The sequence below is a fragment of the Rhabdothermincola salaria genome, from assembly GCF_021246445.1.
Classification (GTDB): Bacteria; Actinomycetota; Acidimicrobiia; order Acidimicrobiales; family Acidimicrobilacustridaceae; genus Rhabdothermincola_A; species Rhabdothermincola_A salaria.
In genome coordinates this window covers 465,018-491,145 of record NZ_JAJQXW010000001.1, presented here as the reverse complement: position 1 = coordinate 491,145, position 26,128 = coordinate 465,018, and the positions used below count along the sequence as shown (strand labels likewise).

General features: G+C 72.4%; 21 protein-coding genes and 1 tRNA gene. 10 read left to right on the top strand and 12 right to left on the bottom strand.

Annotation, left to right across the window (positions count from 1 at the left end):
* Window positions 1-13 precede the first annotated feature (13 nt).
* Window positions 14-1,798: a translation elongation factor 4 gene (gene lepA / locus LUW87_RS02330; RefSeq protein ID WP_232669465.1), complete on the bottom strand. Its 1,785-nt coding sequence runs from the start codon at window positions 1,796-1,798 to the stop codon at window positions 14-16.
* Between the two features lie 237 nt (window positions 1,799-2,035).
* Between lepA and rpsT the strand changes: the two genes are divergently transcribed.
* Window positions 2,036-2,317 (top strand): 30S ribosomal protein S20, encoded by a 282-nt coding sequence (rpsT, locus tag LUW87_RS02325; RefSeq protein WP_232669464.1) that lies wholly within the window; start codon window positions 2,036-2,038, stop codon window positions 2,315-2,317.
* Window positions 2,318-2,600: 283 nt separating this feature from the next.
* On the opposite strand, the gene holA is transcribed toward rpsT, so the two are convergent.
* From holA to LUW87_RS02300, 5 genes are all read right to left on the bottom strand, one after another.
* Window positions 2,601-3,647: a DNA polymerase III subunit delta gene (holA, locus tag LUW87_RS02320; RefSeq protein ID WP_232669463.1), complete on the bottom strand. Its 1,047-nt coding sequence runs from the start codon at window positions 3,645-3,647 to the stop codon at window positions 2,601-2,603.
* A gap of 187 nt (window positions 3,648-3,834) precedes the next feature.
* On the bottom strand, window positions 3,835-4,665 hold the full coding sequence (gene folP / locus LUW87_RS02315; RefSeq protein ID WP_232669462.1) for a dihydropteroate synthase: 831 nt from the start codon (window positions 4,663-4,665) through the stop codon (window positions 3,835-3,837).
* 53 nt (window positions 4,666-4,718) lie between these two features.
* Window positions 4,719-6,632, bottom strand: coding sequence for a ComEC/Rec2 family competence protein (locus LUW87_RS02310; protein ID WP_232669461.1), 1,914 nt, complete (start codon window positions 6,630-6,632; stop codon window positions 4,719-4,721).
* Window positions 6,629-7,492: a ComEA family DNA-binding protein gene (locus LUW87_RS18985; RefSeq protein ID WP_232669460.1), complete on the bottom strand. Its 864-nt coding sequence runs from the start codon at window positions 7,490-7,492 to the stop codon at window positions 6,629-6,631. Before LUW87_RS18985 ends, LUW87_RS02310 begins: the two co-directional genes overlap by 4 nt.
* 218 nt (window positions 7,493-7,710) lie before the next feature.
* On the bottom strand, window positions 7,711-8,424 hold the full coding sequence (locus tag LUW87_RS02300; protein WP_232669459.1) for a tetratricopeptide repeat protein: 714 nt from the start codon (window positions 8,422-8,424) through the stop codon (window positions 7,711-7,713).
* 113 nt (window positions 8,425-8,537) lie between these two features.
* On the opposite strand from LUW87_RS02300, the gene LUW87_RS02295 reads away from it, so the two are divergent.
* The 3 genes from LUW87_RS02295 to LUW87_RS02285 all read left to right on the top strand — a co-directional run bounded on the left by LUW87_RS02295 (window position 8,538) and on the right by LUW87_RS02285 (window position 11,557).
* Window positions 8,538-9,578 carry a phosphotransferase family protein gene (locus tag LUW87_RS02295; RefSeq protein ID WP_232669458.1) on the top strand — a complete coding sequence of 347 codons (1,041 nt, stop codon included), beginning with the start codon at window positions 8,538-8,540 and terminating at the stop codon, window positions 9,576-9,578.
* Between the two features lie 79 nt (window positions 9,579-9,657).
* Window positions 9,658-10,608 carry a hypothetical protein gene (locus LUW87_RS02290; RefSeq protein ID WP_232669457.1) on the top strand — a complete coding sequence of 317 codons (951 nt, stop codon included), beginning with the start codon at window positions 9,658-9,660 and terminating at the stop codon, window positions 10,606-10,608.
* Window positions 10,609-10,702: 94 nt separating this feature from the next.
* Complete coding sequence (locus LUW87_RS02285; RefSeq protein WP_232669456.1) at window positions 10,703-11,557, top strand: proteasome assembly chaperone family protein; 855 nt, start codon at window positions 10,703-10,705, stop codon at window positions 11,555-11,557.
* On the opposite strand, the gene leuS is transcribed toward LUW87_RS02285, so the two are convergent.
* A complete protein-coding gene (leuS, locus tag LUW87_RS02280) occupies window positions 11,558-14,029 on the bottom strand; it encodes a leucine--tRNA ligase (protein ID WP_232669455.1) in 2,472 nt (823 codons plus the stop codon). It lies immediately after the preceding gene.
* Between the two features lie 116 nt (window positions 14,030-14,145).
* On the opposite strand from leuS, the gene LUW87_RS02275 reads away from it, so the two are divergent.
* A tRNA-Ala gene (locus tag LUW87_RS02275) sits at window positions 14,146-14,218 on the top strand.
* A 224-nt stretch (window positions 14,219-14,442) separates the two neighbouring features.
* Here the strand turns inward: LUW87_RS02275 and rsfS are convergent.
* From rsfS to nadD, 3 genes are all read right to left on the bottom strand, one after another.
* The gene (gene rsfS / locus LUW87_RS02270; RefSeq protein WP_232669454.1) at window positions 14,443-14,862 is read right to left on the bottom strand and encodes a ribosome silencing factor; all 420 of its coding nucleotides are present in this window, start codon (window positions 14,860-14,862) and stop codon (window positions 14,443-14,445) included.
* A complete protein-coding gene (locus tag LUW87_RS02265) occupies window positions 14,855-16,003 on the bottom strand; it encodes a LytR C-terminal domain-containing protein (protein WP_232669453.1) in 1,149 nt (382 codons plus the stop codon). The genes rsfS and LUW87_RS02265 overlap by 8 nt, the downstream gene beginning before the upstream one ends.
* Before the next feature lie 191 nt (window positions 16,004-16,194).
* On the bottom strand, window positions 16,195-16,797 hold the full coding sequence (gene nadD / locus LUW87_RS02260) for a nicotinate-nucleotide adenylyltransferase (RefSeq protein WP_232669452.1): 603 nt from the start codon (window positions 16,795-16,797) through the stop codon (window positions 16,195-16,197).
* Between the two features lie 258 nt (window positions 16,798-17,055).
* Here nadD and LUW87_RS02255 point away from each other — a divergent pair, with 258 nt between their 5' ends.
* Both LUW87_RS02255 and LUW87_RS02250 read left to right on the top strand, forming a co-directional pair.
* Window positions 17,056-17,886 carry a sigma-70 family RNA polymerase sigma factor gene (locus tag LUW87_RS02255; RefSeq protein ID WP_232669451.1) on the top strand — a complete coding sequence of 277 codons (831 nt, stop codon included), beginning with the start codon at window positions 17,056-17,058 and terminating at the stop codon, window positions 17,884-17,886.
* A 64-nt stretch (window positions 17,887-17,950) separates the two neighbouring features.
* Window positions 17,951-19,294 carry a class II 3-deoxy-7-phosphoheptulonate synthase gene (locus tag LUW87_RS02250; RefSeq protein ID WP_232669450.1) on the top strand — a complete coding sequence of 448 codons (1,344 nt, stop codon included), beginning with the start codon at window positions 17,951-17,953 and terminating at the stop codon, window positions 19,292-19,294.
* A gap of 36 nt (window positions 19,295-19,330) precedes the next feature.
* Here the strand turns inward: LUW87_RS02250 and LUW87_RS02245 are convergent, their stop codons facing one another.
* Window positions 19,331-21,274, bottom strand: coding sequence for a glycosyltransferase family 2 protein (locus LUW87_RS02245; RefSeq protein WP_232669449.1), 1,944 nt, complete (start codon window positions 21,272-21,274; stop codon window positions 19,331-19,333).
* 195 nt (window positions 21,275-21,469) lie between these two features.
* Here LUW87_RS02245 and LUW87_RS02240 point away from each other — a divergent pair, with 195 nt between their 5' ends.
* The 3 genes from LUW87_RS02240 to LUW87_RS02230 all read left to right on the top strand — a co-directional run bounded on the left by LUW87_RS02240 (window position 21,470) and on the right by LUW87_RS02230 (window position 24,932).
* On the top strand, window positions 21,470-23,239 hold the full coding sequence (locus LUW87_RS02240; RefSeq protein WP_232669448.1) for a nitrite/sulfite reductase: 1,770 nt from the start codon (window positions 21,470-21,472) through the stop codon (window positions 23,237-23,239).
* Entirely contained in the window at window positions 23,236-23,919 is a 684-nt protein-coding gene (locus tag LUW87_RS02235) for a phosphoadenylyl-sulfate reductase (RefSeq protein ID WP_232669447.1), read from the top strand. The genes LUW87_RS02240 and LUW87_RS02235 overlap by 4 nt, the downstream gene beginning before the upstream one ends.
* Before the next feature lie 65 nt (window positions 23,920-23,984).
* On the top strand, window positions 23,985-24,932 hold the full coding sequence (locus LUW87_RS02230) for a PaaX family transcriptional regulator C-terminal domain-containing protein (RefSeq protein WP_232669446.1): 948 nt from the start codon (window positions 23,985-23,987) through the stop codon (window positions 24,930-24,932).
* Window positions 24,933-24,941: 9 nt separating this feature from the next.
* On the opposite strand, the gene LUW87_RS02225 is transcribed toward LUW87_RS02230, so the two are convergent.
* Window positions 24,942-26,126 carry an acyl-CoA dehydrogenase family protein gene (locus LUW87_RS02225; RefSeq protein WP_232669445.1) on the bottom strand — a complete coding sequence of 395 codons (1,185 nt, stop codon included), beginning with the start codon at window positions 26,124-26,126 and terminating at the stop codon, window positions 24,942-24,944.
* Window positions 26,127-26,128 lie beyond the last annotated feature (2 nt).

Below are 26,128 nucleotides of genomic sequence, written 5' to 3'. Positions count from 1 at the left end.
GTCCTCTGGTGGCTCAGTCCTCCAGGCGGAGGGCGGAGACGAAGGCCTCCTGGGGGACCTCGACGCGTCCGATGTTCTTCATCTTCTTCTTGCCCTCCTTCTGCTTCTCGAGCAGCTTGCGCTTGCGGCTGATGTCGCCGCCGTAGCACTTGGCCAGCACGTCCTTGCGCTTGGCCTTCACCGTCTCGCGGGCGATGATGCGCCCGCCGATGGCGGCCTGGATGGGCACGTCGAAGAGCTGGCGGGGGATGAGCTCCTTGAGCTTCTCGGTCATGCGCAGGCCGTAGGCGTAGGCCTTGTCCTTGTGCACGATCATGCTGAAGGCGTCGACAGGCACCGCGTTGAGCAGGATGTCGACCTTCACGAGGTTCGAGCTGCGGTAGCCGGCCGGTTCGTAGTCGAGGCTGGCGTAGCCCTGGGTGCGGCTCTTCATCTGGTCGAAGAAGTCGGTGACCACCTCGGCGAGCGGCAGCCGGTAGACGAGCTCCATGCGCTCGGGCGACAGGTACTCGATCTTGTCGAGCTCGCCGCGGCGGTTCTGGCACAGCTCCATCAGTGCACCCGTGTAGGTGGTGGGCGTGAGGATCGTGACCGTGAGGAAGGGCTCCTCGATGTGGTCGACCTCGCCGGCGGGCGGCAGCTCGCTCGGGTTGTCGATGGTGATCGTGTCGCCGGTGTCCTTGTGCACGATGTACTGCACCGACGGTGCGGTGGCGATGAGCGACAGGTTGAACTCCCGCTCGAGGCGCTCGCGGATGATCTCCATGTGCAACAGCCCGAGGAAGCCGCAGCGGAACCCGAAGCCGAGCGCGCCGGAGCTCTCGGGCTGGTAGGTGTAGCTGGAGTCGTTGAGCCGGAGCTTCTCGAGGGCTTCGCGCAGCGACGTGAACTCGTCACCGTCGATGGGGTACAGCCCGCAGAACACCATGGGCTTGGGTTCGAGGTAGCCCTCGAGCGCCGGGGCGGGCCGGGCCACGGTGGTGACGGTCTCACCGGAACGGGCCTCGCCGACGTCCTTGATGCCGGCGATCAGGTAGCCGACCTCGCCGGCGCCGAGCGCCTTCACCGGCGTCGGGTTCGGGGTGCGCACCCCGACCTCGTCGGCCTCGTAGGTGGCGCCCGCCTGCACGAAGCGCAGCTTGGCGCCGGTGTCGAGGGTGCCCTGCATCACCCGCACCGACGACACCACGCCCCGGTACTGGTCGAAGTGGGAGTCGAAGATGAGCCCCTGCAGCGGCGCTTCCGGGTCTCCCTCGGGCGGCGGGATGCGGTCGACGACGGCGTCGAGAAGGTCCTCGACCCCCTCGCCGGTCTTGGCGCTGATGCGCAGGATCTCGTCGGCGGGGATGCCGAGCACTTTCTCGATCTCGGCGGCGTAGCGATCGGGCTCGGCCGCGGGGAGGTCGATCTTGTTGAGGCAGGCCACGATCTCGAGGTCGTGCTCGATGGCCAGGTAGCAGTTCGCCAGGGTCTGGGCCTCGATCCCCTGGGCGGCGTCGACGATGAGGATGGCCCCCTCGCACGCGGCCAACGACCGGCTGACCTCGTAGCCGAAGTCCACGTGGCCGGGCGTGTCGATGAGGTGGATCGTGTGGTCGCGGTGCTCGAGGCGGACGCTCTGCAACTTGATGGTGATGCCCCGCTCGCGCTCGATGTCCATCGAGTCGAGGTACTGGGCGCGCATGTCACGGGGGTCGACGGCACCGCACAGCTCGAGCAGCCGATCGGCCAGGGTGGACTTGCCGTGGTCGATGTGGGCGATGATGCAGAGGTTGCGGAAGCGTTCGAGCGTGGGCAACGGGAACCGGCGATCCTTGAACGTGACGGGGGGCGAGCAGCCACGAGGCGACGTCGTGGCCGGCGCGGCGGTGTCGAGCCTACTGCCGAGGGGCCGGCGGCCCTGCGGTCGTCGGACGCGGTTGTGATCCCTGCTCCCTCGCCCGCTATCATCGTCACTTCGTGTCCGGCGCCGCGCGCCCGGACCCCGTTCCCCCTCTCGCACGACCCCCCATCTCGCACGAACGAAGGTCTCCACGTGGCCAACATCAAGAGCCAGATCAAGCGCAACCGGCAGAACGAGAAGCGGCGCCTTCGCAACAAGGCCGTGCGCTCCGAGCTCAAGACCCGCACCAAGCGGGCCGAGGTCACCGCCGCCGAAGGTGGCGAGGAGGCGACCGCCGCCCTCAACGAGGCCATCAAGCGCATCGACAAGGCGGCCAGCAAGGGCGTCATCCACAAGAACCAGGCCGCTCGCCGCAAGAGCCGACTCATGAAGCGCGCCGCGGCCGCCGCCGAGGCCGACACCGAGGCCAGCTGAGCCGACGGGCCGCACCGACGGCCCGCACCCGCATCACCGAACGACCGGAGCCCAGGCTCCGGTCGTGTCGCGTCTGCCACCCCTCGCCCTCGGGTCCATGACTCTCGCGACCCCCTCCGACCCACGACCCCCTCGTGCCTTCACCCGAACGGCAACCTGTCAGGTTTGGGCGTGGACAGGTAGCGCCCAAACCCGACAGGTACGCGTGGGGTCGGGTGGGTCCGGGCGGGTCGGGTGGGACGTACCAGCGCCAGGGCGGTGAGGTGCGCTCTGGGCGGTGTGGTCAGCGGCGGGTGGCGGCCCGGCTCCGGCCGGCCAGACGGGCCACCAGCACCTCGACCACCAGCTCCGGCGGCCACGCCTTGGCCCCGTGCAGATCGAGGTCGGCCTGGGCGACCAGGCCCACCAGCTCGGCCAGCCGTTCCGAACCGAGCCGCTGGGCCCCGGCGAGCGCCTTCTTGGCCGGGAAGGTCGAGCCCTTGATGCCCAGGGCCTCGGCGGCCGCCTTCTCCCCCCGGATGGTGGGGTCGTCGAGGCGGACCATGCGCACCACGTGGTTGGTCAGCGTGGCCATGACCTGCAACGGATGACGGCCGCCCCCGGCCAGCATGCGGTGCAGCTGGTCGAGCGCCTTGGGGACATCGCCGGCATCGATGGCGTCGGTGAGGTCCCAGGGGGCCACGTCCCCGGCCTCGCCGAGGTACGGCATCACCTGGTCGACCCCGAGCCGGGCACCGGGCCCGAAGACGCCCTCGAGCGTCGACAACAGGCCGGGGAGACGGTTGGCCTCGTCACCGAGGTGGGTCACCAGCGCCGCTCGGGCTGGGTTGTCGAGGGTGACGGACGCGTCGCGCAGGTGCTCGTCGACCCACGAGGCGCGGGCCTTGCCGGTGCCGGGCGCGGTGTCGACCACCACGCCGCCGGCCGTGGTGACCGCGTCGCTCAGGCTGCGGGGCACGTTGGCCAGGCGGCCCTGCTTGTTGGGGCGCGTGTCCTTCTCCCACACCAGCACCAGCGACGTGGTGGGCAGCGGGTCGGCGAGGTAGCCGACCAGCGGCGCCACCGCGTCCTTGGTGCTGAACACCCCGGCATGGCGGGCGACCACGACCCGGCGCTCGGTGAGGAAGGGAGAGGTCTGGGCGGCGTCGACCAGCGGGGCGATGTCCATGCCCTCGTCACCGTCGTAGGCGTCGGCGGTGAGCTCCTCGACCATCAGCGACCGGTCGCCGTCGCCCACCAGGGCCCGCACCAGGTCGACCACGGCATCGCCCAGCAGCACCTCGTCGGCCCCCTTGACCAGGTACACCGGCGCCGAAAGATCGACGTTCATCGCAGCGACCCCGCCCCCCGCGGCGACGCCCCCGACCGCCCCGAAGCCCCCGACACGCCTTCTTGCATGGTTTCGGCGCACTGGAGTGCGCCGAAACCATGCAAGAACGGATCGGGAGTGGCCGGCGGCGCGGGGGCCGGCGTGGCCGGTGGCGTGGGGGGCGGCGCGGGGGCCGGCGTGGGGGGTGTCACGCGGCCTCCAGGATGGCGGCCATGGTGTCGGCCACCCGGCGGCCGTCGCGGACGTCGTGGGCCCGGAGCACCCGACAACCGAGGGCGATGCCGAGCGCATGGGCGGCCATGGTGCCCTCGCCGGCCTCGTGGCGCTCGACCCCGAGCAGGGTCCACAGGAAGCGCTTGTTCGACGCCGACAGGAAGACCGGGTGGCCCAGCTCGGCCAGAGCGTCGGAGCGGCGCAACAAGATGAGGGACTGCTCCTCGGTCTTGCCGAGATCGAGGCCGGCGTCGACCATGATCCGCTCGGCCGGTATGCCGGCCTCACGGGCCCTCCGGGCCCGGTCGCGCAGGAAGTCGCACACGTCGACGACGAGGTCGTCGTAGTGGGGGTCCGGGTCGGGCACCCGGGGCGCCAGGCGGATGTGGGTGGCGACGACCGAGGCGCCGGCCGCCGCACAGACAGCGAGGTAGTCGGGGTCGGCGAACCCGCTGATGTCGTTGCCCACCACCGCGCCGGCCGCGAAGCAGGCCTCGGCCACCGACGCTCGCCAGGTGTCGACCGAGAGCGGGAGATCGAATCGGGCCCGCAGGGCCTCGACCGCCGGCACGACGCGCTCGAGCTCCTCGGCCTCGGTGACCTCCTCGCCGGGCCCGGCCTTCACGCCGCCGACGTCGAGGAAGTCGGCGCCGTCGGTGACCAGCTGCTCGGCCTTGCGCAGGAAGGCGTCGAAGTCGTAATAGGCGCCCTGGTCGTAGAACGAGTCCGGGGTGCGGTTCAAGATGCCCATGACCACGGCGCGGTGGGTGATGTCGAAGCGCGTGGTGCCGAGGTCGAGGAACACGGGGACCGACCCTACAGCGGGGCCCGATGGCCTCGACCGGTCGGACCGAGGGCTCACCGAGCCGAGGGTCGGCTGGCGCCGAGGACGGCGACATCCACCTCGAGCCGCGGCGTCACGGCCCGCACGTCGACCTGCACCCCACCGGCGGCCGAAACGCCCACGGGAGGGACGACGGCCCCGGCGATGTCGTGACCCGACGGGGCCCACACCTGATCGATCGACACCCGACGGGCCAGCACGGCGAGCGTGGACGCGGCACGCGAGCCGCCGGACCGGGACACCACCAGGTCGACCCGTCCGATGCCCGCCTCACGCAGGTCGCGGAGCAGGTACTCCGCCGAGGCGTCACCGTCGAGCACCACCACGACGGCCCGGCGGCCGCCGGCGCCCTCGCCCGCGGCACCGCGCCAGACCACGCCACCGGACACCTCGGCGACCCCCGGGCGAGGGTCCCGCCTCACCTCGCCCACCGCGGGCGCGAGGAGGGCCGCCACGACGACCAGAGCGCACACCAGCGCCCACCCGGGCCGGGACCGGGCGCGAGCCAGACCGAGGCCGGCCCCGCCGGCGACGGCCACCACGACCCCGAGGAGCCCCACCTGCCCGAGCGGCAGGGCCCCTCCCCAACGGGCCACGCCCGCCACCCAGGCGATCCCCAGCCCGGTGGGCCACTGCAGCAGGCCGGCCACCGGTCCACCGACGACCCCGGCCACCAACCCGGCACTGCACCCCCACATCATCACCAGCCCCGCCACCGGTCCGGCCAGGAGGTTGGCGGGAATGGCCGCCACCGGCATGGGCCCGAAGATGGGCACCAGCACCGGGGCGACGGCGGCCTGCGCCGCCAGGGTCACCGCGAGGGGCACGACGACGAACCGGGGACCGGGGACAGCGCGCGCCAGCGGCCCCGAGAGCAACAAGATGCCGGCCGAGGCGGCGGCCGAGAGCCGGAAGGCGATCGAGTGGATGAGGAAGGGGTCGGCCACCAACAGCGCCGTGCCGGCCAGGGCCAGGACCCGCACGCCCGACGCGGGACGACCGAGGCTGGCCCCGAGCACGGCCAGAGCGGCCATGGCCGTGGCCCGCAGCACCGACGGCTCGAAGCGCGTCACGGTGGCGAACACCACCAGCACGGCGACGGTGGCCACCAGGCGGGCGCGCGGACCGAGTCGACGCAGGCCCGGGCCGATGGCGGCGAGCACGAACGCCACGTTCTGGCCGGACACGACGAGGAGGTGCTGCAGACCGGCGGCGTCGAAGTCGTCGGCCACCTCGGGCGGTTGCTCGCGACCGTCGCCGAGCACGAATCCGAGCAGCAGCGCACGCTGCTCGCGAGGCAGGCGCTCGGCACCCCGACGCACCAGCGCGCGCACCGCGTTGGCCAGGCGGGACAGCGGGTCACCGTCCTCCCACTCCCCCACGTCGTCGATCACCAGGCGCCCGGCCACGTGACGAGCCGCCAACCAGGGCACACCCTGCACCGGCTCCACGCGCCCACGCACCCGCACCCGCTGGCCGGCGGCCCGGTCCTTCAGCGCCGCGCCGGCCCCACCGCGAGCCCACGCCTCGAGGCGGTGACCGTCGGCGACGACCTCCACCCGCCAGGCCCCCACGACCGCCTCCGGGTCTCGGGCCAGGGTCACCATCCCGTCGTGGGGCCCGGCCTCGATGGCGGCCAGCCCCGCCCAGGCCTGCGCGGCCAGGGCCGAGGTGAGCAGGGCGGCGGCACACCACACCAGCAGGACGCGTCGGGCGGCGAGCGCGGCCGCGGCCAGGACCGCCGCCACCGGCACCGGGACCGGAACGGCGGCCAGCGTCCCCAACGCCGCCGACCCGGCCAGCACCACCGCCGCCGGATCGTCGAGTTGTCGGGCCCGAGCCTGGCGGGCCCACCACCACCACACCCGACGGGCCACCGCCACCCCGCCCCACTCGGGGTCCGGTCCCACCGCGGGGGTGGTGCTCACCCGATCACGACGTGGTCGCGCAGCCCGTCGAGCTTGGACGGACCGATGCCTCGCACCCCGAGGAGATCCTCGACCCGTCGGAAGGGTCCGTTGGTCTCCCGGTGGGCCACGATGGCCTCGGCGGTGGCGGGCCCGACGCCGGGCAAGGCGTCGAGCTCGGCCACGGTGGCGGCGTTGACGTCGATCGGCCCCGTGCCGCCTTCGGAGGCACCGGGTCCCGACGCGGAACCGCCGGATGGACCGCCACCGGATCCGGCCACCAGCGGTGGATCGGGCTGACCCAGACGGGGGACGTAGAGCCGCTCGCCGTCAGCGACGGGCGCGGCCAGGTTCACCCGGTCGAGGTCGGCATCGGGGGTGGCCCCGCCGGCGGCGGCCACCACGTCGGCGACCCGGGCCCCGGGTTCGAGGCGGTGGACACCCGGCTGGTGGACGGCACCGGCGGCGTGCACCACCAGCGCCGTGGGGGCGGTGGACGGCGAGCCCGAGCCGGCCGGGGGCGTCTCCTCGGCTGCCGCCGCTGCGCTGGTGGAGGTGAACGCCAAGGTGGGAGGCGGCCCGCCTCCTGACGACCCGCCACCGGTCAGCCACCACGCCCCCACTCCCACCAGGACCGCCCCGACGACGGCCAACAGACCCACGGTCCACCCCGGACGCTCGTCGAGGACCGGCCAGCGAGCCGCCACCCGCCCGTGGATGTCCTCGACCCAGGCCGGGAGGCCGTGGTCGACGACGACGCCCTCGAGCTCGTAGTCGGGCGCGACCACCGGACTGCGGTCGGAGGGCTCGTGCGCTCGCAGCGCCTCGAGGGCGATCCGAGCGCGCTCGTCGACCGTGTCGCTGGCACCTGGTTCGGCCACCCGAGACCCCTACGAAACCGTGACGTCGCGCTGGTGCGCGCCATCGGGCCGTCGTCGGGGGAAGTGACGTGCTGGGCACCCGACCGGGTCCGACCGGAGGGCGCCCCGAGCCTAGAACGCCCGACGCCGAGGGGGAAGGGGGGCTGACCGGCCCCGGGTGGCCCGGCCACGCCCCGGGACCGGGACCGGGTCGGCGGCCGAGACCGGGATCGACCGGCTCAGAACAGACGGGTGGTGAGCTTCTTGCGGTACGTCGCGGTGCGGGGGTCGTCGGGCCCGAGCAGCTCGAGGAGGTCGACGTACTCCTGGCGGGCCGCGTCGTCGTCCTTGACCCGGTCGAGCAGCTCGACGAGCTTGGCCTCGACCTCGGCCTCCGACGCGAAGTCGCCACCGCTGCGAGCCAGGGCGGCGACGCGACGGATGGCGGGGGTCTCGGGCACCCGAGCCAACAGCTCCAGCGCCTCGTCGCGACGCTCGTCGCCCACCAGCAGCTCGGCCAGGTCGGCGATGACGTCGGGGTTGTCCGGCTCGAGCTCGAGCGCCTGGCGCAGGGACGCCTCGTCGCCGGCCTCACGCAGCAGGTCGATCTCGCTCGGTTCGCCGCCCCCGCCGAGCTTGTCGACGAACGCCTGCACCTCGTCGGGACCCTGGGCGCCGACGAAGCCGTCGACGACCTGGCCGCCGCTCACCGCGTAGACCGCAGGGATGCTCTGCACCCGGAAGGCCTGCGAGGTCGCCGGGTTGTCGTCGACGTTGACCTTGGCCAGCACGACCCGCCCCTCGGTCGCCCCCACCACGCTCTCGAGCAGCGGCCCGAGCGTCTTGCACGGCCCGCACCAGGGGGCCCAGAGGTCGACCACCACCGGGGTGGTCTGGGAACGGTCGAGGACCTCGGTCTGGAAGGTCGCGTCGGTCACATCGATGACAGTCACGAGCCCAGGATAGGGATCGCGGGTCGAGGGACCGCGCGGTGCCAGGCCGAGCGCCCACGGCGGCACCGGTAGCGTGACGGCTCGGACCGAACGATGGGGAACGAGAGGGAACCGTGACCGACACCGCGCCCGTCGAGGGCATCGACGCCGAACGCGTGACGGCCTGGCTGGCGGCCCGGGTCCCCGAGATCGCCCCTCCGCTGCGCTTCGATCTCATCGCCGGAGGTCACTCGAACCTGACCTACCGGGTCACCGACACCGCCGGGCGCCGGTGGGTGCTGCGCCGCCCGCCGCTCGGGCTGGTGCTGGCCACCGCCCACGACATGGGCCGCGAGCACCGCATCATCTCGGCACTGGCCGGGCACGTGCCGGTGCCTCCCGTGGTCGGTCTGTGCGCCGACGACGAGGTGAACGGCGCCCCGTTCTACGTCATGGACTTCGTCGACGGCACCGTCGTGCGCGACGTCCCCGAGGCCGAGCTGCTCGACCTCGACCAGCGCCGGCGGGCCGGCGAGTCGCTGGTGGAGGTCCTGGCCGCCATCCACGACGTCGACGTCGACGCCGTGGGCCTGGGCGACCTGGGCCGCAAGGAGGCCTACCTCGAACGGCAGCTGAAGCGCTGGCACGGCCAGTGGGAGAGCTCACGCACCCGTGACCTCCCGGTCGTCGACGAGGTCCACGCCCGCCTGGCCGGCGCTGTCCCCGACCAGGGGCCGGCCACCATCGTCCACGGCGACTACCGCCTCGACAACTGCATGCTCGCCGCCGACGGATCGGTGGTGGCCGTCCTCGACTGGGAGCTGTGCACCCTGGGCGACCCCCTCGCCGACCTCGGCCTGCTCTGCGTGTACTGGGCCGACCCCGGCGAGCCCACACTCTCGGGGCTCCCGGCGGCGACCACGGTCGAGGGGTTCGTCACCAAGGCCGAGCTGGTCGAGCGCTACGCCGCCCTCACCGGGCGCGACGTCTCGATGGTCGGCTACTACACGGCCTTCGGCTACTGGAAGCTGGCCTGCATCCTCCAGGGCGTGTACGCCCGCTACTCGGCCGGCGCCATGGGCGACCGGGGCGAGGCCGGTGAGTTCGACGTGTTCGGCCAGCAGGTCGAGGCGCTGGCCGAGGCGGCCAAGGCCACCCTCGACGGCCTCGGCTGAGGCCGACGGCTCGACGGCGGGTCGAGAAGCTCGACCCGGGTGGTCTCGCAATGCTCCGGGCCTCACTACTCTGCGCCTCGTGATCGCCGTTCTCGCCGTCTGCCTCGCCCTCGCCGTGATCGCCTGCGTCTGGCTGGCCGCCCGCGGCAACCGCACCGCCCAGGACCTCACCGCCGCTCGCGCCTCGGTGGAGCAGCTCGAGGAGCAGCTGGGCGCCTCTGACGCGGCCCGCACGGCCGCCGAGTCGGACCTGGCCGCGGCCCGCGGCGAGCTCGACGAGGCCCACCGCGACCTCGAGCGGCTGCGGTCCGAGCTCGACGAGTCCCGGACCACCGCCGCGGCCGCCGACGCCGCCCGCATCGAGGCCGAGGAGCAGCTCACCGAGGCAGGCCACGATCTCCAGACCGCCGAGCAGCGGGTCAGCGAAGCCGAGGAGCGCGTCAGCGTCGCCGAGGCCCGCCTCGTCGAGCTGATGCTCGAACGAGCCGACGCCCCCACCCTCACCGACGTCGTCGACGGCGACGAGACCCCAGCCCGTGGCGAGCCTGCGCGCAGTGGGGCGGACGAGGGCTTCGACGGCGGCCCCGGGCCGGACACCCTGTGGGCGCTGGAGCTGGCCCGCACACGGCGCACCTGGCACACCAGCGTGAGCGCCGACCCCACCGCGGAGACCTTCGACGACGGGGGCGATCCCCTGCGCGCCGCGATCGACGTCGACGTCGCCGCCCTGCGCGAGGAGGCCGGCGTCGACGTCGCCGTCGACTGGGAGCTCGACCGGGTGCTCGAGGGAGCTGCCGCTCTGGCCGTGCTGCGCAGCACCCAGGAGCTGCTGGCCGCCGCCACCCGGATGGCCGACGACGCCCGCCTCACGGTGCGTCGCGACGCCACCGACGTGGTCATCGACGTCACCGAGCCCGACGGGACGGCCGGACGCTTCACCGAGCTGGCCGGTGCCCTCACCGGGCGAGGCCTGAGCGCCTCCGACAGCGGCATCCGCGTCCTCGGCGCCGCCGATGCCACCCCGACGTGACCGCGACATGGCCCCCACGTGACCCCCAGGTGACCCCCACCGGCCCTCCCGGCGGGGAGACGCCGGGCCCCCGGACGTGGGAGGGTGGACCGCAGTGACCGACCTCTTCGAACTCCACAGCCGACCCGACCTCGACGAACCCGTCCTCGTGCTCGGCCTCGACGGCTGGATCGATGCCGGTCTGGCCGCCACCAACGCGCTCGGCACGGTCATGGAGGACCTCGACACCGAGACGGTGGCCGTCTTCGACGCCGACCGGCTCCTCGACCACCGCTCGCGCCGTCCCACCATGCACCTGGTCGACGGCGTCAACACCGGGCTCACGTGGCCGACCATCGAGCTGCGGGTGGCCTCGGACCTCGACGGCAACGACGTGCTGTTCCTCGTCGGCGCCGAACCCGACCACCGGTGGCAGGCCTTCTCCACCGCGGTGGTCGACCTGGCCCTCGAGTTCGACACCCGCATGGTCCTCGGTCTCGGCGCCTACCCCGCCCCCGTCCCCCACACCCGCCCCACCCGGCTGGTCTCGACCTCCACCGATCCCGACCTGGCCCACCGCGTCGGCGTCACCCACGGTCGCATCGACGTCCCGGCGGGCGTGCACGCCGCCGTCGAGACGCAGTGCTCCGAGGTCGGTCTCCCGGCGGTCGGCCTGTGGGCCCAGGTGCCCCACTACGCCGCCACCATGCCGTTCCCGGCGGGGGCGGTGGCTCTCGTCGACGGTCTGTGGACCATCGGCGGGCTGCGCTTCCCCATGGGGTCGTTGCGCGACGACGCCGCCGGCACCCGCGAGCGCCTCGACTCGCTGGTGGCCAACAGCGAGGAGCACGTGGGCATGGTGCAACAGCTCGAAGTCCAGTTCGACGCCCTCGACTCCGTCGGCGACGGACCCCTGCCCACGGGCGACGACCTCGCCGCCGAGGTCGAGCGCTTCCTCCGCGACCAGTAGTCAGCCGGCGACGAGGTTGACCAGCTGGGGAGGGCGGGCGATCACCTTGCGGGGCGGCTTCCCGCCCAGGAACCCCTGCACCTTGTCGCTGCCCAGAGCGAGGCGCTCGGCCTCGGCGGCGTCGATGCCGGACGGCACCTCGAGACGGTCTCGGACCTTGCCGTTGACCTGCACGACCATGGTGACGGTGTCCACCACCAGCAGGGCCGGGTCGGCCTCGGGCCAGGGCTCTTCGTGCACGTGCCCCCCGTGGCGTCGCTCCCAGAGCTCGGCGGTCAGGTGCGGGGCCATCGGCGCCATGAGCAACAGCAGGGTGTCGAGCGCAGCGGCCAACGTCTGGACGCGTGGACCCTCGGGCGCCTGGGCGTAGCGGTAGAGCTCGTTGGTGAACTCCATGAACGCCGCCACCGCGGTGTTGTAGGACCACCGCTCGTAGTCGTCGTCGACCTTGGCGATCAACCGGTTGGCGGCCCGGTCGATGGCCACGTCGGCATCGGTGGCCGGACGCTCGACCGCCGGGTTGCCGGCTTCTCCCGCGGCCAGCCGCCACACGCGGTGCAGGAAGCGGGCGCACCCGTCGATGCCCACGCCCTCCCAGTCGACGTCGTCCTGCGGGGGGCCGACGAACAGGTGAGCCAGGCGCAGGGCGTCAGCCCCGTCGCGCTCGAGGATCTCCTCGGGGGCGACCAGGTTGCCCTTGGACTTGGACATCTTGTCGCCGCCGAGGCGGATCATGCCCTGGGTGAACAGGCGGGAGAAGGGCTCGCGCATCTCCTTGGGAGCGACCCCGAGGTCGGCGAGGGCCTTGGTGAAGAAGCGGGCGTACATCAGGTGCAAGATGGCGTGCTCCACCCCGCCGATGTACTGGTCGACGGGCATCCACGATGCGGCCGCGTCGAGGCCGAACGGCGCCTCGGTGTTCCACGGGTCGGTGAAGCGCAGGAAGTACCACGACGAGTCGACGAACGTGTCCATGGTGTCGGTCTCACGGGTGGCGGGGCCCTGGCACGTGGGACAGGTGGTGTGCAGGAAGCCCTCGTTGCTGCGCAGCGGCGACTCACCGGTGGGGAGGAACTGCACGTCGTCGGGAGCCAGCACGGGGAGCTGGTCGTCGGGCACGGGAACGATGCCGCAGGTGTCGCAGTAGATGATGGGGATCGGGCAACCCCAGAAGCGTTGCCGGCTGACCAGCCAGTCGCGGAGGCGGTAGTTGACCCGGCCCTCGCCGATGCCTTCGCCTTCGAGGAAGGTGATGGCGGCGGCGATGGACTCGTCCTTGCCCATGCCGTTGAGGAAGCCGCTGTTGATGTGGATCCCGTCGCCGGTGTAGGCCTCGCCCTCCCAGCCGTCGGGGGGCTGGATGGTGCGCACGATGGGCAGGCCGTGCACGGTGGCGAAGTCCCAGTCCCGTTGGTCCTCGGCCGGCACGGCCATGATGGCCCCGGTGCCGTAGCCCATGAGCACGTAGTCGGCCAGGTAGAGCGGCACCGGCCGGCCGGTGAACGGGTTGCGCACGTGGGCGCCGGTGAAGATGCCCCGCTTGTCGAGGGCGCCTTCCGACGACATGCGCTCGACGTCGCTGGCCTGGCGAGCGGTGGCCACGAACGCCTCGACGTCGGCGCGCCGGTCGTCGGCGACGATGGAGTCCACCAGCGGGTGCTCGGGCGCCATCACCGCGTAGGTCATGCCGAAGCTGGTGTCGGGACGGGTGGTGAACACCCGCACGGTGGCCCCGTCGGGGCGGGGCACGCCGTCGGCATCGGTGACCGCCATCTCGAACTCGGCGCCCTCGGAGCGACCGATCCAGTTGCGCTGCATGACCTTGACCCGCTCGGGCCAGTCGAGGTCGTCGATGTCGTCGAGCAGCTGGTCGGCGTAGTCGGTGATCTTGAAGAACCACTGCTCGAGGTCGCGCTTGTCGACGAGGTCCCCGGACCGCTCGCACGTCCCGTCGGCCAGCACCTGCTCGTTGGCCAACACCGTCTGGCAGCCCGGGCACCAGTTCACCGGGGCGTTGCGGCGATAGGCCAGCCCGGCCTCCAGGAACCGCAGGAAGATCCACTGGGTCCAGCGCTGGTAGGCCGGATCGTGGCTGGTCACCAGCCGACGCCAGTCGTAGACCGCCCCGATGCGCATGATCGAGCTGCGCAGCTGCTCGATGCGCTCGTCGGTGAACTCTCGAGGGTGGCGACCGGTCTTGATGGCGGCGTTCTCGGCCGGGAGCCCGAAGCTGTCGAAGCCCATGGGCGACAGCACGGCGTGGCCCTTCATGGTGCGGTAGCGCACGATGAGGTCGCCGAACGTGTAGTTGCGCACGTGCCCCATGTGCGCCGCCCCGCTGGGGTACGGGTACATGCACAGCGTGTACCAGTGCGGTCGGGGGTCGTCGTTGTCCACCTCGTAGGTGCCGTGCTCGGCCCACCAGGCCTGCCACTTCGCCTCGATCGCCTGGGGGTCGTAGCCGTCAGCCATAGGGGCGACATGCTACGCGAGCCCCATCGGGGCCCTGGCGTGACGCCCGACCGTCAGACCGCCCCCGGGGCGATTTTGCTCCCGGTTGAGGGGCGGATAAAGTCAGCGACTCTTACGGGGCTATAGCTCAGTTGGTAGAGCGCTTCCATGGCATGGAAGAGGTCAGGAGTTCGATTCTCCTTAGCTCCACTCCGTCGAGTCGATTCGCCACACTCCGACCGTACGGGTGGCGGCACGGTCGCCGGCCACGGGTCGGCGGTCGTCACCGGCCCACCGGGCCGCCGGGAACGAGCCACCGGACGCCGGCGCCGACGGGTCAGGGCCTCCCCGAACACGAGCCCGCCGACCGCCACTCTCGCCTGTCCCCCATGGCGGGCGACGCTCGTGCTCTGTCCAGGAACGTTCGTGGGAGCTCAGGCGACGAGCGCCTGCCAGTCGACCCGAGGCACGTCGCTCCAGAGCCGCTCGAGGTCGTAGTAGTCGCGCTCCTCGTCGAGGAACACGTGGACCACGAAGTCGCCGTAGTCGAGCAGCACCCACCGCCGTTGGTCGAGGCCCTCGACCCGCAGCGGCTTGGGGCCGCCCTCGGCGGTGATGTGCTCCTCGACCTCTTCGGCGATGGTGCGCACCGCCCGGGTGTTGGAACCGCTGGCGATGACGAACCAGCCGGTGACGGCGAGCACGTCGCCCACGTCGAGCACGACCGTCGACTCGGCGGCCTTGGCGGCGTCGGTCTTGGATGCGGCGGCCCGGGCCGCGAGGGCCACCCACCGCAGGGAGTCGGACTCGGCGCGGGCGCCGTCGTCGTCGGAGGAGCGCTTGGGGTCAGGCACCGGGGTCTTCCTCGGGTAGGGGAACGCCGGGCACCGTGGACGGTGCCGGGGCGAGGGCGGGCACCGAGAGGGCGTCGGCGCCGAGGACCACCGTGACGTCGACCGGGCTCTTCTGCTCGCTGCGGATGACCTCACCGACACCGAGGGCGTCGCGGACGGCCTCGGCGGCGGCCTGCTGGCTGTCGTCGTAGTACACGATCTCGGTGGTCTCGATGTCGAAGTCCTCGGCGTTGCCGATCACCCGCACCTGACCGCCGGCCGCCCCGATCACGATGGCGGCGGACACGCCGCGGTCGAGCTGCCCGGTGCCGTCGAGCACCCGGGCGGAGGGGCGGGTGCCGGGTGGCCCCTCCGGGAAGGGCACCAGCTCGCCGACGACGCGCGCCACGTCCTCGGGCTCGGCCCGGTAGACCTCGACGCCCTCCTCGCCCACGTCGGCCACCGGGAGAGTGACGAAGCGCACCTGCTCGGCGCCCAGCGTCCCGACGAAGAGCCCGAGGCCCTGGTCGAGGGGTTGGGGTACAGACTCCATGCCGGCGACGCCCACCGCGTTCAGCCAGGAGCGCCAGAGGGCCTCGACTCGCACCAGCCGGGCCACGTCGGTCTCGCTCGGACCCGTGGCCGACATGTACGCGGGCACCTCGGTCGCCTCGAGCTGGATGGACCCTCGCGGGAAGACCTCGACCCCATCGGGTCCGGTGGCGGCGTCGGGGCTGTTGACCGTGAGGGGGGCGACCGGAGCCACGACCGAGGCCCAGTCCTCGGGGGTCAGGACCCGGGTGTCGGTGAAGGACAGGTCGAGGAGGCGCCCGGTCATGTCACGAGCGCCGTCGGCCCCGTTGGCGAACCAGCCGAAGGCGAGGCTCACCTCACCCACGTCGGGGCCCATGTCGACGAGGGTCTCGGCGGGCACCTGGAGCACGGCCCCGCTGCCTTCGCCGGAGAGGACCAGCACCGCGACCGATTCCAGCTCACCGGCGGCGTCGACGGTGAGGACGAGCTCGGTCGGGGTGGGGTCGAGCACGGCCTCCCATCCCGGGGCGGCGGGGTCGGTGACGCGGTTCACCAGGCGCCCGTCGCTGCTGTCGAGCACCACCCGAGCGCCGATCACGATCAGCACCGGGATGGCGAGGACCAACACGACGAGGAGCCCGGGGAAGCCGTAGCGCCAGAACAGCGACGACGTCGGGGCCGCGTGTCGGGGGCGCCGGGCACGCCCGGGTCTCGACCCCTCGGACCGGGGACTGATGGGGCCGTCGTCGACCGGTCCTGCGCCGCTCCGGGCGGCCGAACCTTCATCGGCTCCGGTCGCCGGGGAGTGCGTCGAGCTGATCATGTCGTCCCCCAACCATAGAGGCGGCGGGCCTCGATGCAGGCGATCACGGGTGCCGGCACCAGCACGTCGAGGGGGCGCCCGGTGCGGACCCGGTCACGCAGCTCCGAGCTCGAGACGTCGAGGCGGGGCACCGAGACGTGCACGAACCGCCACCCCGCAGGGGGCGCCGGGCTCGGCAGGCCGGGGCGGTCGACCAGCACGAAGGTGGCCAGGTCGGCCAGCTCTCCGGCCCGCTCCCAGGTCGGCAGGCCGGCGGCGGCATCGGCGCCGAGCACGACGAACCACTCGACCTCGGGGTGCGCACGACGAAGGTCGACCAGGGTGTCGACCGTGTACGACGGCCCGCCCCGGTCGATCTCGACGCCCGAGGCCTCGAGGCCGACGATGTCACGAGTGGCCTCCTGCACCATGGCCAGGCGATCCACCGCCGGGGTGATCGGACGGCTCCCGACCTTCTGCCACGGCTCGTTGGCCACCACCAGCCACACCGCGTCGAGGTCCAGGACGTCTCTGACCTCGACCCCGGTGGCCAGGTGGCCGACGTGGGGAGGATCGAAGGTTCCCCCGAGCAGGCCCACCCGGGCGGCGTCGCGGGGCATCCGGGAAGTCTACGGGGACCGTAGAGAGGGGTAGGTTCACCCAGACCCCCCTTCACGAGCGCCGCCACGCCGTTGCGTTCGACCCCCAGCGTGCCCCGCCCGTGACGCGGGTCACCACCGAAACCGGAATCTTCCGGCCCCCACCGTGGTTACACCTGTGAAGTTTCCCGCCGGTTTATGTGCCGTGAGGGAAGCTCGAACACCCCCAACGCTACCGGGAACGGGTCTCTCCCCCACCCCGGATGGAGCAGCGCAGCAATGAGTGATTCCGTCGGCCAGTACCTCAACGAGATCGGCCTCGTCCCCCTCCTCACCGCCCAGGAGGAACGAGAGCTGTCCCAGGTGATCGAAAAGGGACGTGACGCGGCCGCCCTCCTCGAGGCGGGCGAGACCGGCGTCGAGCTCAAGCGAGCCGTGCGCACCGCCGCCGCCGCCAAGGACCGCTTCATCCGCGCCAACCTGCGCCTGGTCGTCAGCGTGGCGCGCCGTTACCCCCTCCCGCCGGGCATGGAGCTGCTCGACCTCATCCAGGAGGGCAACCTGGGCCTCGAGCACGCCGTCGACAAGTTCGACTGGCGCAAGGGCTTCAAGTTCTCCACCTACGCCACCTTCTGGATCCGCCAGGCCATCGGCCGGGCCCTCGACCAGAAGGCCAGCCTGGTTCGCCTGCCGGGCGACCGCTCGGCCAGCCTGCGCGCCGCGCTGCGCCAGGTCAGCGGCGACGGCGACGAGCTCGACGACGAGCACGCCCGCCTCCACCGCCTGACCACCCCCACCTCGCTCGACCGCACCATCGGCGACGACGATTCCAACGAGCTCATCGACCTGCTCCCCGACGCCCTGCCGGGGCCCGAGCAGATCGTGATGAACCGCCAGGAAGAGCAGATGATCACCGACCTGTTGTCGGTGCTCGACGCCCGGGCGCGCTTCGCCGTGGAGCAGCGCTTCGGCCTCAACGACGGGCGCAAGCGCTCCTACCGCGAGGTGGGCGAGGAGCTCGGCGTCACCGCCGAGGCCGCCCGTCGCCTGGTCAAGCGGGCCGTCACGGCCGTGCGCGACCAGGCCCCGGATCGCATCGACGCCGCCTGACCCGGTGGCCTCGCCAGAGGAAACGGCTTTGCGCCCCGGCCTCGCCGTCCGGCAACGTTGACCCGTGAGCACCACGTGGTCCCCTTCGTCCTGGCGCCAGTTCCCGGCGGTCCAGCAGCCCGACTGGCCTGATCCGGCCGCGCTCGACGCGGTCGTCAAGACGCTGTCGACGCTGCCGCCGCTGGTGTTCGCCGGCGAGGCCCGGAGCCTCACCGACGACCTGGCCAAGGTGGCCGCCGGCGAGGCCTTCCTGCTCCAGGCCGGCGACTGCGCCGAGTCCTTCGACGCCTTCTCCGCCGACGCCATCCGCGACAAGCTCAAGGTCATCCTCCAGATGGCCGTCGTGCTCACGTACTCCGCCGGGGTCCCCCTGGTGAAGGTGGGCCGCATCGCCGGGCAGTTCGCCAAACCCCGCTCGTCGGGCACCGAGACCGTCGAGGGCCTCGAGCTGCCGTCGTTCCGGGGCCACATGGTCAACGACATCACCTTCAGCGCCGCGGCGCGGGGGGCCGACCCCGAGCGGCTCATCACCGCCTACAACCAGTCGGCGTCCACCCTCAACCTGCTGCGGGCCTTCACCAAGGGCGGCTTCGCCGACCTCACCAGGGTGCACGCCTGGAACCAGGAGTTCGTGGCCTCGAGCGCCGAGGGCCAGCGTTACGAGCTGGTGGCCGCCGGCATCGAACGGGCCCTGCGCTTCATGGCCGCGTGCGGCATCGACACCGAAGCCACCCCGCAGCTGCACACCACCGACATCGCCACCAGCCACGAAGCTCTGATCCTGGGCTACGAGGAGGCGCTCACCCGCCAGGACTCGCTCACGGGCGAGTGGTACGACTGCTCGGCGCACATGCTCTGGATCGGTGAGCGCACCCGTCAGCTCGACGGCGCCCACGTCCACTTCCTCTCGGGGGTGCGCAACCCCGTCGGCTGCAAGGTGGGCCCCTCCGCCACCCCCGACGACGTCGTGGCGCTGTGCGAGGCCCTCAACCCCGAGAAGATCCCGGGGCGGCTCACCCTCATCAGCCGCATGGGCGCCGACACCGTCGAGACGGCGCTGCCGCCCATGCTGCGGGCGGTGCAGGAGTCCGGCCACCCCGTGGCCTGGGCCTGCGACCCCATGCACGGCAACACCTTCACCGCGCCGAGCGGCCGCAAGACCCGCCACTTCGATGCCGTCCTGGCCGAGATCGCCGGCTTCTTCCGGGCCCACGAGCAGGTGGGCACCTGGCCGGGCGGCGTGCACATCGAGCTCACCGGTGACGACGTCACCGAGTGCCTGGGCGGAGCCGAGGAGATCCTCGACGCCGATCTCGGCACCCGCTACGAGACCATGTGCGATCCGCGGCTCAACGCCCGCCAGTCGCTCGATCTGGCCTTCCGGGTGTCGGAGCTGCTGCGGCGCTGAGCGCCTGCCGGGTCGGCCGCGGACGCCGGACCCAGCTCAGACCGCCCGCGGAAACCTCGTGGGTTCGGCCGAGGCCTCGCCCGTCGGCGACGCCGGCGCCTCCACGGGCGACCCCCGGCGAGCCACCTCGGCGCCGCGCACCACCGCCAGGTACTCGACCAGCCGGTCCCGGGTCACCCGATCGAGGTCGTCGAACATGACCCCGACGCCGGTCATGTGGCCGTCGACCGTGCGGCGCGACCGCACCAGGCCCACCAGCACGTTCTCGCGGACCGTGCCGGTGCTGTCGGGCAACCACAGCCGCAGCTCGATGATGTCGCCGACCCGGCGGTCGACGAGGCCGTCGAGCCCGGCGCCCTTGGTGCTGAGGTCGCGCACCCGCACCAGTCCGCCGTCGACGCGGCCCGACAGCTGCACGGGGTAGCGGTAGTCGTGGCGCAGCTGGCGGCGGCGGACGAGGGGACCGAGCGTCCACAGCATGACCCACAGCTCGTAGGCACCGAGGGCCAGCGTGACCCAGAGGGCGAACCCGACGAGAGGCGGCAGGCCCAGCCAGCCGACGGCGGCGACGGCGCGGGCCACCACCGCCACCGCCAGCACGGCGGCGAAGGCCACGACCATCTTCGCGGCGCGCAGGACCTCGACGCCGCCGGCGTCGGTGCCCTCCTTGGGGGTGACCTTGAAGGTGCCGACCTTGCGGGTGAACAGCACGCCGGCGGCGCGGGCGAAGATGGCCATGGTCAACAACCCGTAGCGCGATGCGTCGAGCGGCCCGAGGCGTCCTCGCCCCAGCGCCAGGGTGCTGGCGAAGGCGGCGACCGTCCACGGCAGCCACAGCGCCAGCAGGGCGACGGGGTCGGCGTGCAGGGGCAAGCGGCCCGAGACGAGGGTGACGATCAGGACGACCAGCAGGGCCAGGCGCTGGTAGGCGGAGAAGTAGTTGAGCAGCGAGGCGGTGTAGCTGAGGCGCTGCTTCACGGTGAGGTTGGGGCACGTGACCGGGTTCTCCCGGGTGCGGAAGACCCGGAGGTTGCCTCGGGCCCAGCGGTCGCGCTGCAACAGGAAGCCGGCGAGGTCGTGGGGGGCCAGGCCCTGCACCAGCGTCTCGTGGTGGTAACGGGTGGACCACCCGGCGGCGTGCATGGCGAGGGTGGTGTGGAAGTCCTCGGCGACGGTCTCGGTCTGCACTCCGCCGACCTCTTCGAGGGCAGCTCGACGGATGACGGTCGCCGACCCACACCAGAAGGCGGCCCCGTGACGTCCCTTGCCGGGCGCGATGACCTCGTAGAAGAGGCTCTGCTCGTGGCGGTCCGGGCGGGTGTGCTGCATCGAGTCGCGGTTGGCGAAGTCGTGAGGGGTCTGCACCAGGGCGACGGACTCGTCCTCGAAGTAGCCGACGGTGGCGTCGAGGATGTCGGGGAAGGGCACGTGGTCGGCGTCGAGGGTCAGGATCAGGTCGCCCTCGGTGCGGGTGAGCGCGGCGTTGATGTTGCCGGCCTTGGCGTGGGCGTTGTCCGCCCGCGTCAGGTAGCGGGCCCCCATCGACTCGGCGAGGGCCTCCATCTCGGGGCGGCGTCCGTCGTCGAGGAGCCAGGTGGTGTGGGGGTGGCGGATGGCGCGGCAGCCGACCAGGGTGGCGTGCACCACGGGCACCGACTCGTCGTAGGTGGTGACGAAGACGTCCACCGTCCGGGGGCTGACGATGGCCGGCCGCACCGTCTCGGGGACCTTCCAGGCCATGAAGGCGTAGAGGGCGAGGCTGAGCCACCCGAAGGCCTCGGCCGCCACCAGCAGCCAGAAGGTCCACACCAGGGCGCCGTCGCCGGTCCAGCCGACGCGCCACACCAGGTAGGCACCCCCGAGCAGCAGGGCCAGCACGGCGAGGACCTGACGGGCGCGCACGCCCACGCCCCGTTCCCCGGGGCGCACCGGCACGCCGGGCGGCGGGGAGATCGCAGGGGTGCTCGCGGACGTGCTCACACCGACGTGTCGGCCACCCCGGCGGCGTCCTTGAGCGGGAAACGACCCAAGGGGCCGTCGGACCCAGGCGCCATACCCCACCGGGTATTCTCGCAAATTCCGATCGGAACAGTCGCCTTTTGGCCCCGACCCGAGTACATTCCCGACCTGGCACGTCAGGATTCAGGTCTCCCGCGGGGGACGGGGAAGGACGACATGGGCGATCTCACGATCGACGCAGGAACCGCAGCCGACATCGCCAAGTTCGAGGCCCAGCTGGAGCGCTACCTCAACGGAGACCTCGCCGAGGACGTCTTCCGTGTCTTCCGCCTCAACAACGGCATCTACGGCCAACGCCAGGGCGGCCACAACCAGATGGTGCGCGTCAAGGCCCCCAGCGGGGTGATCACCGCCGAGCAGCTCGACCGGATGGGCGACATCGCCGATCGCTACTCGCGGGGCTGGGGCCACCTCACCACCCGCCAGAACGTGCAGTTCCACTACGTCCAGCTCGAACGCATCCCCGACGTGCTGCGCGACCTGGCGGCCGTGGGCATGACCACTCGGGAGGCCTGCGGCGACACCGTGCGCAACGTGCAGGGCTGCCACCTGGCCGGAGCGTGCCCCTTCGAGGTGCTCGACATCACCCCCTGGGCCGAGGCCGCCTTCCAGCACTTCCTGCGCAACCCCATCGCCCAGCGCCTCCCCCGCAAGTTCAAGATCAACTTCTCGGGGTGCAGCACCGACTGCGGGCAGGCCATGTTCAACGACGTGGGCGTCATCGCCACGACCCGGACCCACGACGACGGTCGGGTCGAAGCCGGTTTCCGCGTGTACGTCGCCGGCGGCTTGGGCGCCAACCCCCACCCGGCCCTCGCCCTCGAGCCCTTCACCGCCCGCGAGGACCTGCTGCCCACCATCGAGGCCCTCCTACGGGTCTTCGACCAGACCGGCAACCGCGACAACAAGCTGCGGGCCCGCATGAAGTGGCTGGTCGACACGCTCGGCTTCGAGGAGCTGCAGCGGCGGGTGTTCGCATCCCGTCACCTGCTGCTGGCCTCCTCGTCGTGGCCCGGCGGCATCCCCACCGAGGTCGAGAAGGCGGGCGACGCCCCCGCAGGCGTGGCCGCCGACGTCGCCGCCACCCCGATGGGCCACGGCACCCCCGTCTCGTTGCGCCGCACCGGCGCCTACGAGCAGTGGGAGGACGCCAACGTCGTGCGCGGCGTCGCCAACGGCACCGTCTCGGCCTACGCCCACGCCCACCTCGGCGACATCACCTCCGAGCAGTTCCGCGGCCTCGCCGCCGTCCAGCGCGAGCTCGGCGCCGAGGTCCGCATCACCAACCGGCAGAACTTCGTGTTCCGCGGCCTCTCGGACCGGCAGCTGCCGACCCTCCACGCCCGCCTCGACGCCATCGGGATGGCCGCCCCTGGCGCCGAGCTGGTCCGCGACGTCGTGGCCTGCCCCGGGGCCGACACCTGCAACCTCGCCGTCACCCAGAGCCGCGGCCTCGCCGACGCGATCGCCCAGGCCCTCGAGGCCGAGGGGCTGGCCGAGGTCGGCGGGCTGCGCATCAACATCTCCGGCTGCACCAACTCGTGCGGCCAGCACCACGTCGCCGACATCGGCTTCAACGGCGCCGAGCGCCGGGCCCACGGCAAGTCCGCTCCCGGCTACCAGATGCTGCTCGGCGGCTACGTCGGCGACGAGCAGATCCACTTCGGCGAGAAGGCCCTGCGTGTGCCGGCCAAGGCCGCGCCCGAGGCGACCGTGCGGGTGGTCCGCCGCTTCGCCGGCGAGCGCGAGGCGGGCGAGACGTTCCGCCAGTGGATCGACCGCAACGGCGGCACCAAGGCCCTGGCGGCCGAGCTGAAGGACCTCGACCACTTCCCCAAGCCCGAGGAGAACCCCGACTTCTTCGTCGACTACGACGAGACCGGCCCCTACGTGGCCGAGGTGGGTGCGTCGGAGTGCGCCACGTGAGCTTGACCAACCTGTCCTCGCCGGGGTTCTCCGACGCCGACCTCGCCGAGCTCAGCCACCGCTTCGAGACCTGGTCGGCCAGCCAGGTCATCGAGTGGGCGGTCGAGAACTTCGCCCCCCACCTCGCCCTCACCGCGTCGATGACCGACGGGGTGCTCATCGACCTCGCCGTCAAGGTCGACCCGGCCATCGAGGTCGTGTTCATCGACACCGGCTACCACTTCCCCGAGACGCTCGAGACCGTCGAGGCGGTACGCCGACGCTACGGGCTGAACCTGCGCATCATGACCGTCGAACGCCAGAACGAGCCGCTGTGGCAGGCCGACCCGGAGAACTGCTGCTCGGCCGTGAAGGTCGGCCAGCTCGACCGGGCCCTGGCCGGCAAGGCGGCCTGGATGAGCGGCCTGCGCCGGGCCGAGGCCGACAGCCGGGTGCGCGCCCCCATCGTGGCGCGCGACCTGCGGGGGCTCATCAAGGTGAACCCCATCGCCACCTGGAGCGACCTCGACGTGCAGGGCTACATCGACGACCACGACGTCATCGTCAACCCGCTGCTGCACCAGGGGTACCCGTCGATCGGGTGCCAGCCCTGCACCCAGAAGCCCCTCGACCCCGACGACCCCCGCTCGGGCCGCTGGGTCGGACGAGCCAAGACGGAGTGCGGCCTGCACACCATGTGAGCAGGCAGACGTCCTCGGATCCGACCAGATTGCGGGAACCCTGCCGGTCGGGGTTGACTACGGCCGTGACGACTCCGACCAGCCCCCGGACCGAGGCGTCCGACGAGTCCGGCGAGCAGCCGCCTCACCGCCCCACGCCGTTCGGCAGCGACACCGAGATCCCCACCCGGGTGCTGGTGCTGGGCATGGTGCGCAAGGACGGCACCCTGCACGCGGCCGACATCCACCCGGTGGCCGAAGCGTCGGGCCAGAGCGTCGAGCAGGTGCGCTCCTGCCTGCGCCGCCTGGTCGCCGAGGGCCTGTTCGAGCGCGAGGGCGAGGGTCGCGACGCCTCGTTCCGGGCCACGTCGGCCGGGCTGCGGGCCATGGCCGCATCGATGGAGCGCACCCGCCTGGCCTTCGCCCAGGACGCGGCCGGACGCGGGTGGGACCGCAACTGGCACCTCGTGGCCTTCGCCGTGCCCGAGGCCCGGCGCAGCGCCCGCGACGCCCTGCGCGACCACCTCCTCGACCTCGGTGGGGCGGCCGTGCACAACGGCCTCTACGTCTCACCTCACGCCTGGGAGGACGACGTGCGGCGCACGGTCGCCCACCTCGAGGTCGACGACCACGTGACCCTCGCCTCCACCGACGACCTCGAGGTGGGCGGCGCCACCGACCCCAAGGCCATCGCGGCGAGGCTCTGGCCCCTCGACGAGCTGGCCCGGCGCTACGAGGGCTTCGTGACCACCTACCAGGGCGTGCCGCCGATGCTCGAGCAGTGGCGCAAGGACAAGCGCCGCCTCACCGAGGCCGAGTTCCTCCCCGGGAGCCTGGCCATGGGCATCGACTTCCAGGAGTGCTTCAACCACGACCCGCTCCTGCCCCCCGAGCTGCTCCCCCGCCCCTGGCCGGGCCGCCAGGCCCGCGAGCTGCTCATCACCTGCCGCCGCCTCGGCGTGCTGCTCCGCGAGGCCCACGACGCCCCCCAGCTCTTCGCCCCCTGGGACGACCTCCTGCTCAGCTTGAGGTAGGGGCCGGACTCAGACCATGTCGGTGGGGCCGGGTTCGAATCCGGCCATGATCCGGCCCCTGGTCTCGGCGGCCCGATCGTGGTCGAACACCGCATGGCTCGAGCCGATGGTGAGATCACGCAGGAACCGCTGCATCGGCTGGTCGAGGAAGTGGGCCGACCCCCCGGCGGCGTCGGCCAGGCTCCTCACCGCGTCCTTGGCCAGGTGTACGGCATGGGCGGCGGCCATGCGCAGCGCCGACCGTTCGGCGGCGTCGAGCGAACCGCCGGTTCCGTAGCTGCCGGCGATGCGGTCCGACACGTCGTCGATCAACAACGACGCCGCCCGCAGATCGGCCTCGGCCACCGCCAGGCGGATCTGGGCCGCGGGCTTGTCCTGCTGACGTTCGCCCAGGGAGTAGGCGAGCACCCGCTCACGGAGGCGGGCCGTGAACGCGTCCAGCGCCCCGAACCCGCCACCGACCAGCGGGGCGGCGGCAGTGAGCGCCAGGATCGGGACCAGGGGCCGTCGCAGCGACGGCTCGTCGTGACCGCTGCGGTCGGCAGCGCGGCCCTCGACGAGGTCGAAGAACGACACCGTGCGATCGTCGGGGACGAACACGCCCTCGACGACGATGTCGTTGCTCCCCGTGCCGCGGAGTCCGTCGGTGTGCCAGACGTCCTCGACGGTCACCTCGTCGGGCGAGAGCAGCACCATGCGCAGGTCCGGGGCGGAGCCCTCCACGATCGCGGTCAGGAGGATCCGGTCGGCGTGGGCCACACCGCTCCCCCACCCCCACCGGCCCGACACCCGCAGGCCACCCTCGACCCGTTGGGCGGCACCCGACGGGGACAGTGCCGCGGGAGCCAGCGCGTGGGCGCGCTCGGCGAAGACCTCCCGGCACACGGTCTCGGGGAACTGGGCGAGCAACCAGTTGTGCATCACCAAGAAGGTGGCCACCCAGCCGGTGGAGACATCAGCGGCACCCAGGACGCGTCCGATCTCGGGCACCAGCGAGACGTCGTGGCCCAGTCCGCCGTAGCGCCGGGGCACCAACGCGGCGAACACGCCGGTGGCGCGCAGGTCGTCGATCGTGGCCTCGGGCAGGCGCCGCGACGTCTCGGCCTCACCGGCGCGAGCCGCGAGAGCGGGGACGAGCTCGTGCAGGCGCACCAGCAGCTCGTCGCGACCCGTCACATCGCTCGCGTCGGACATCG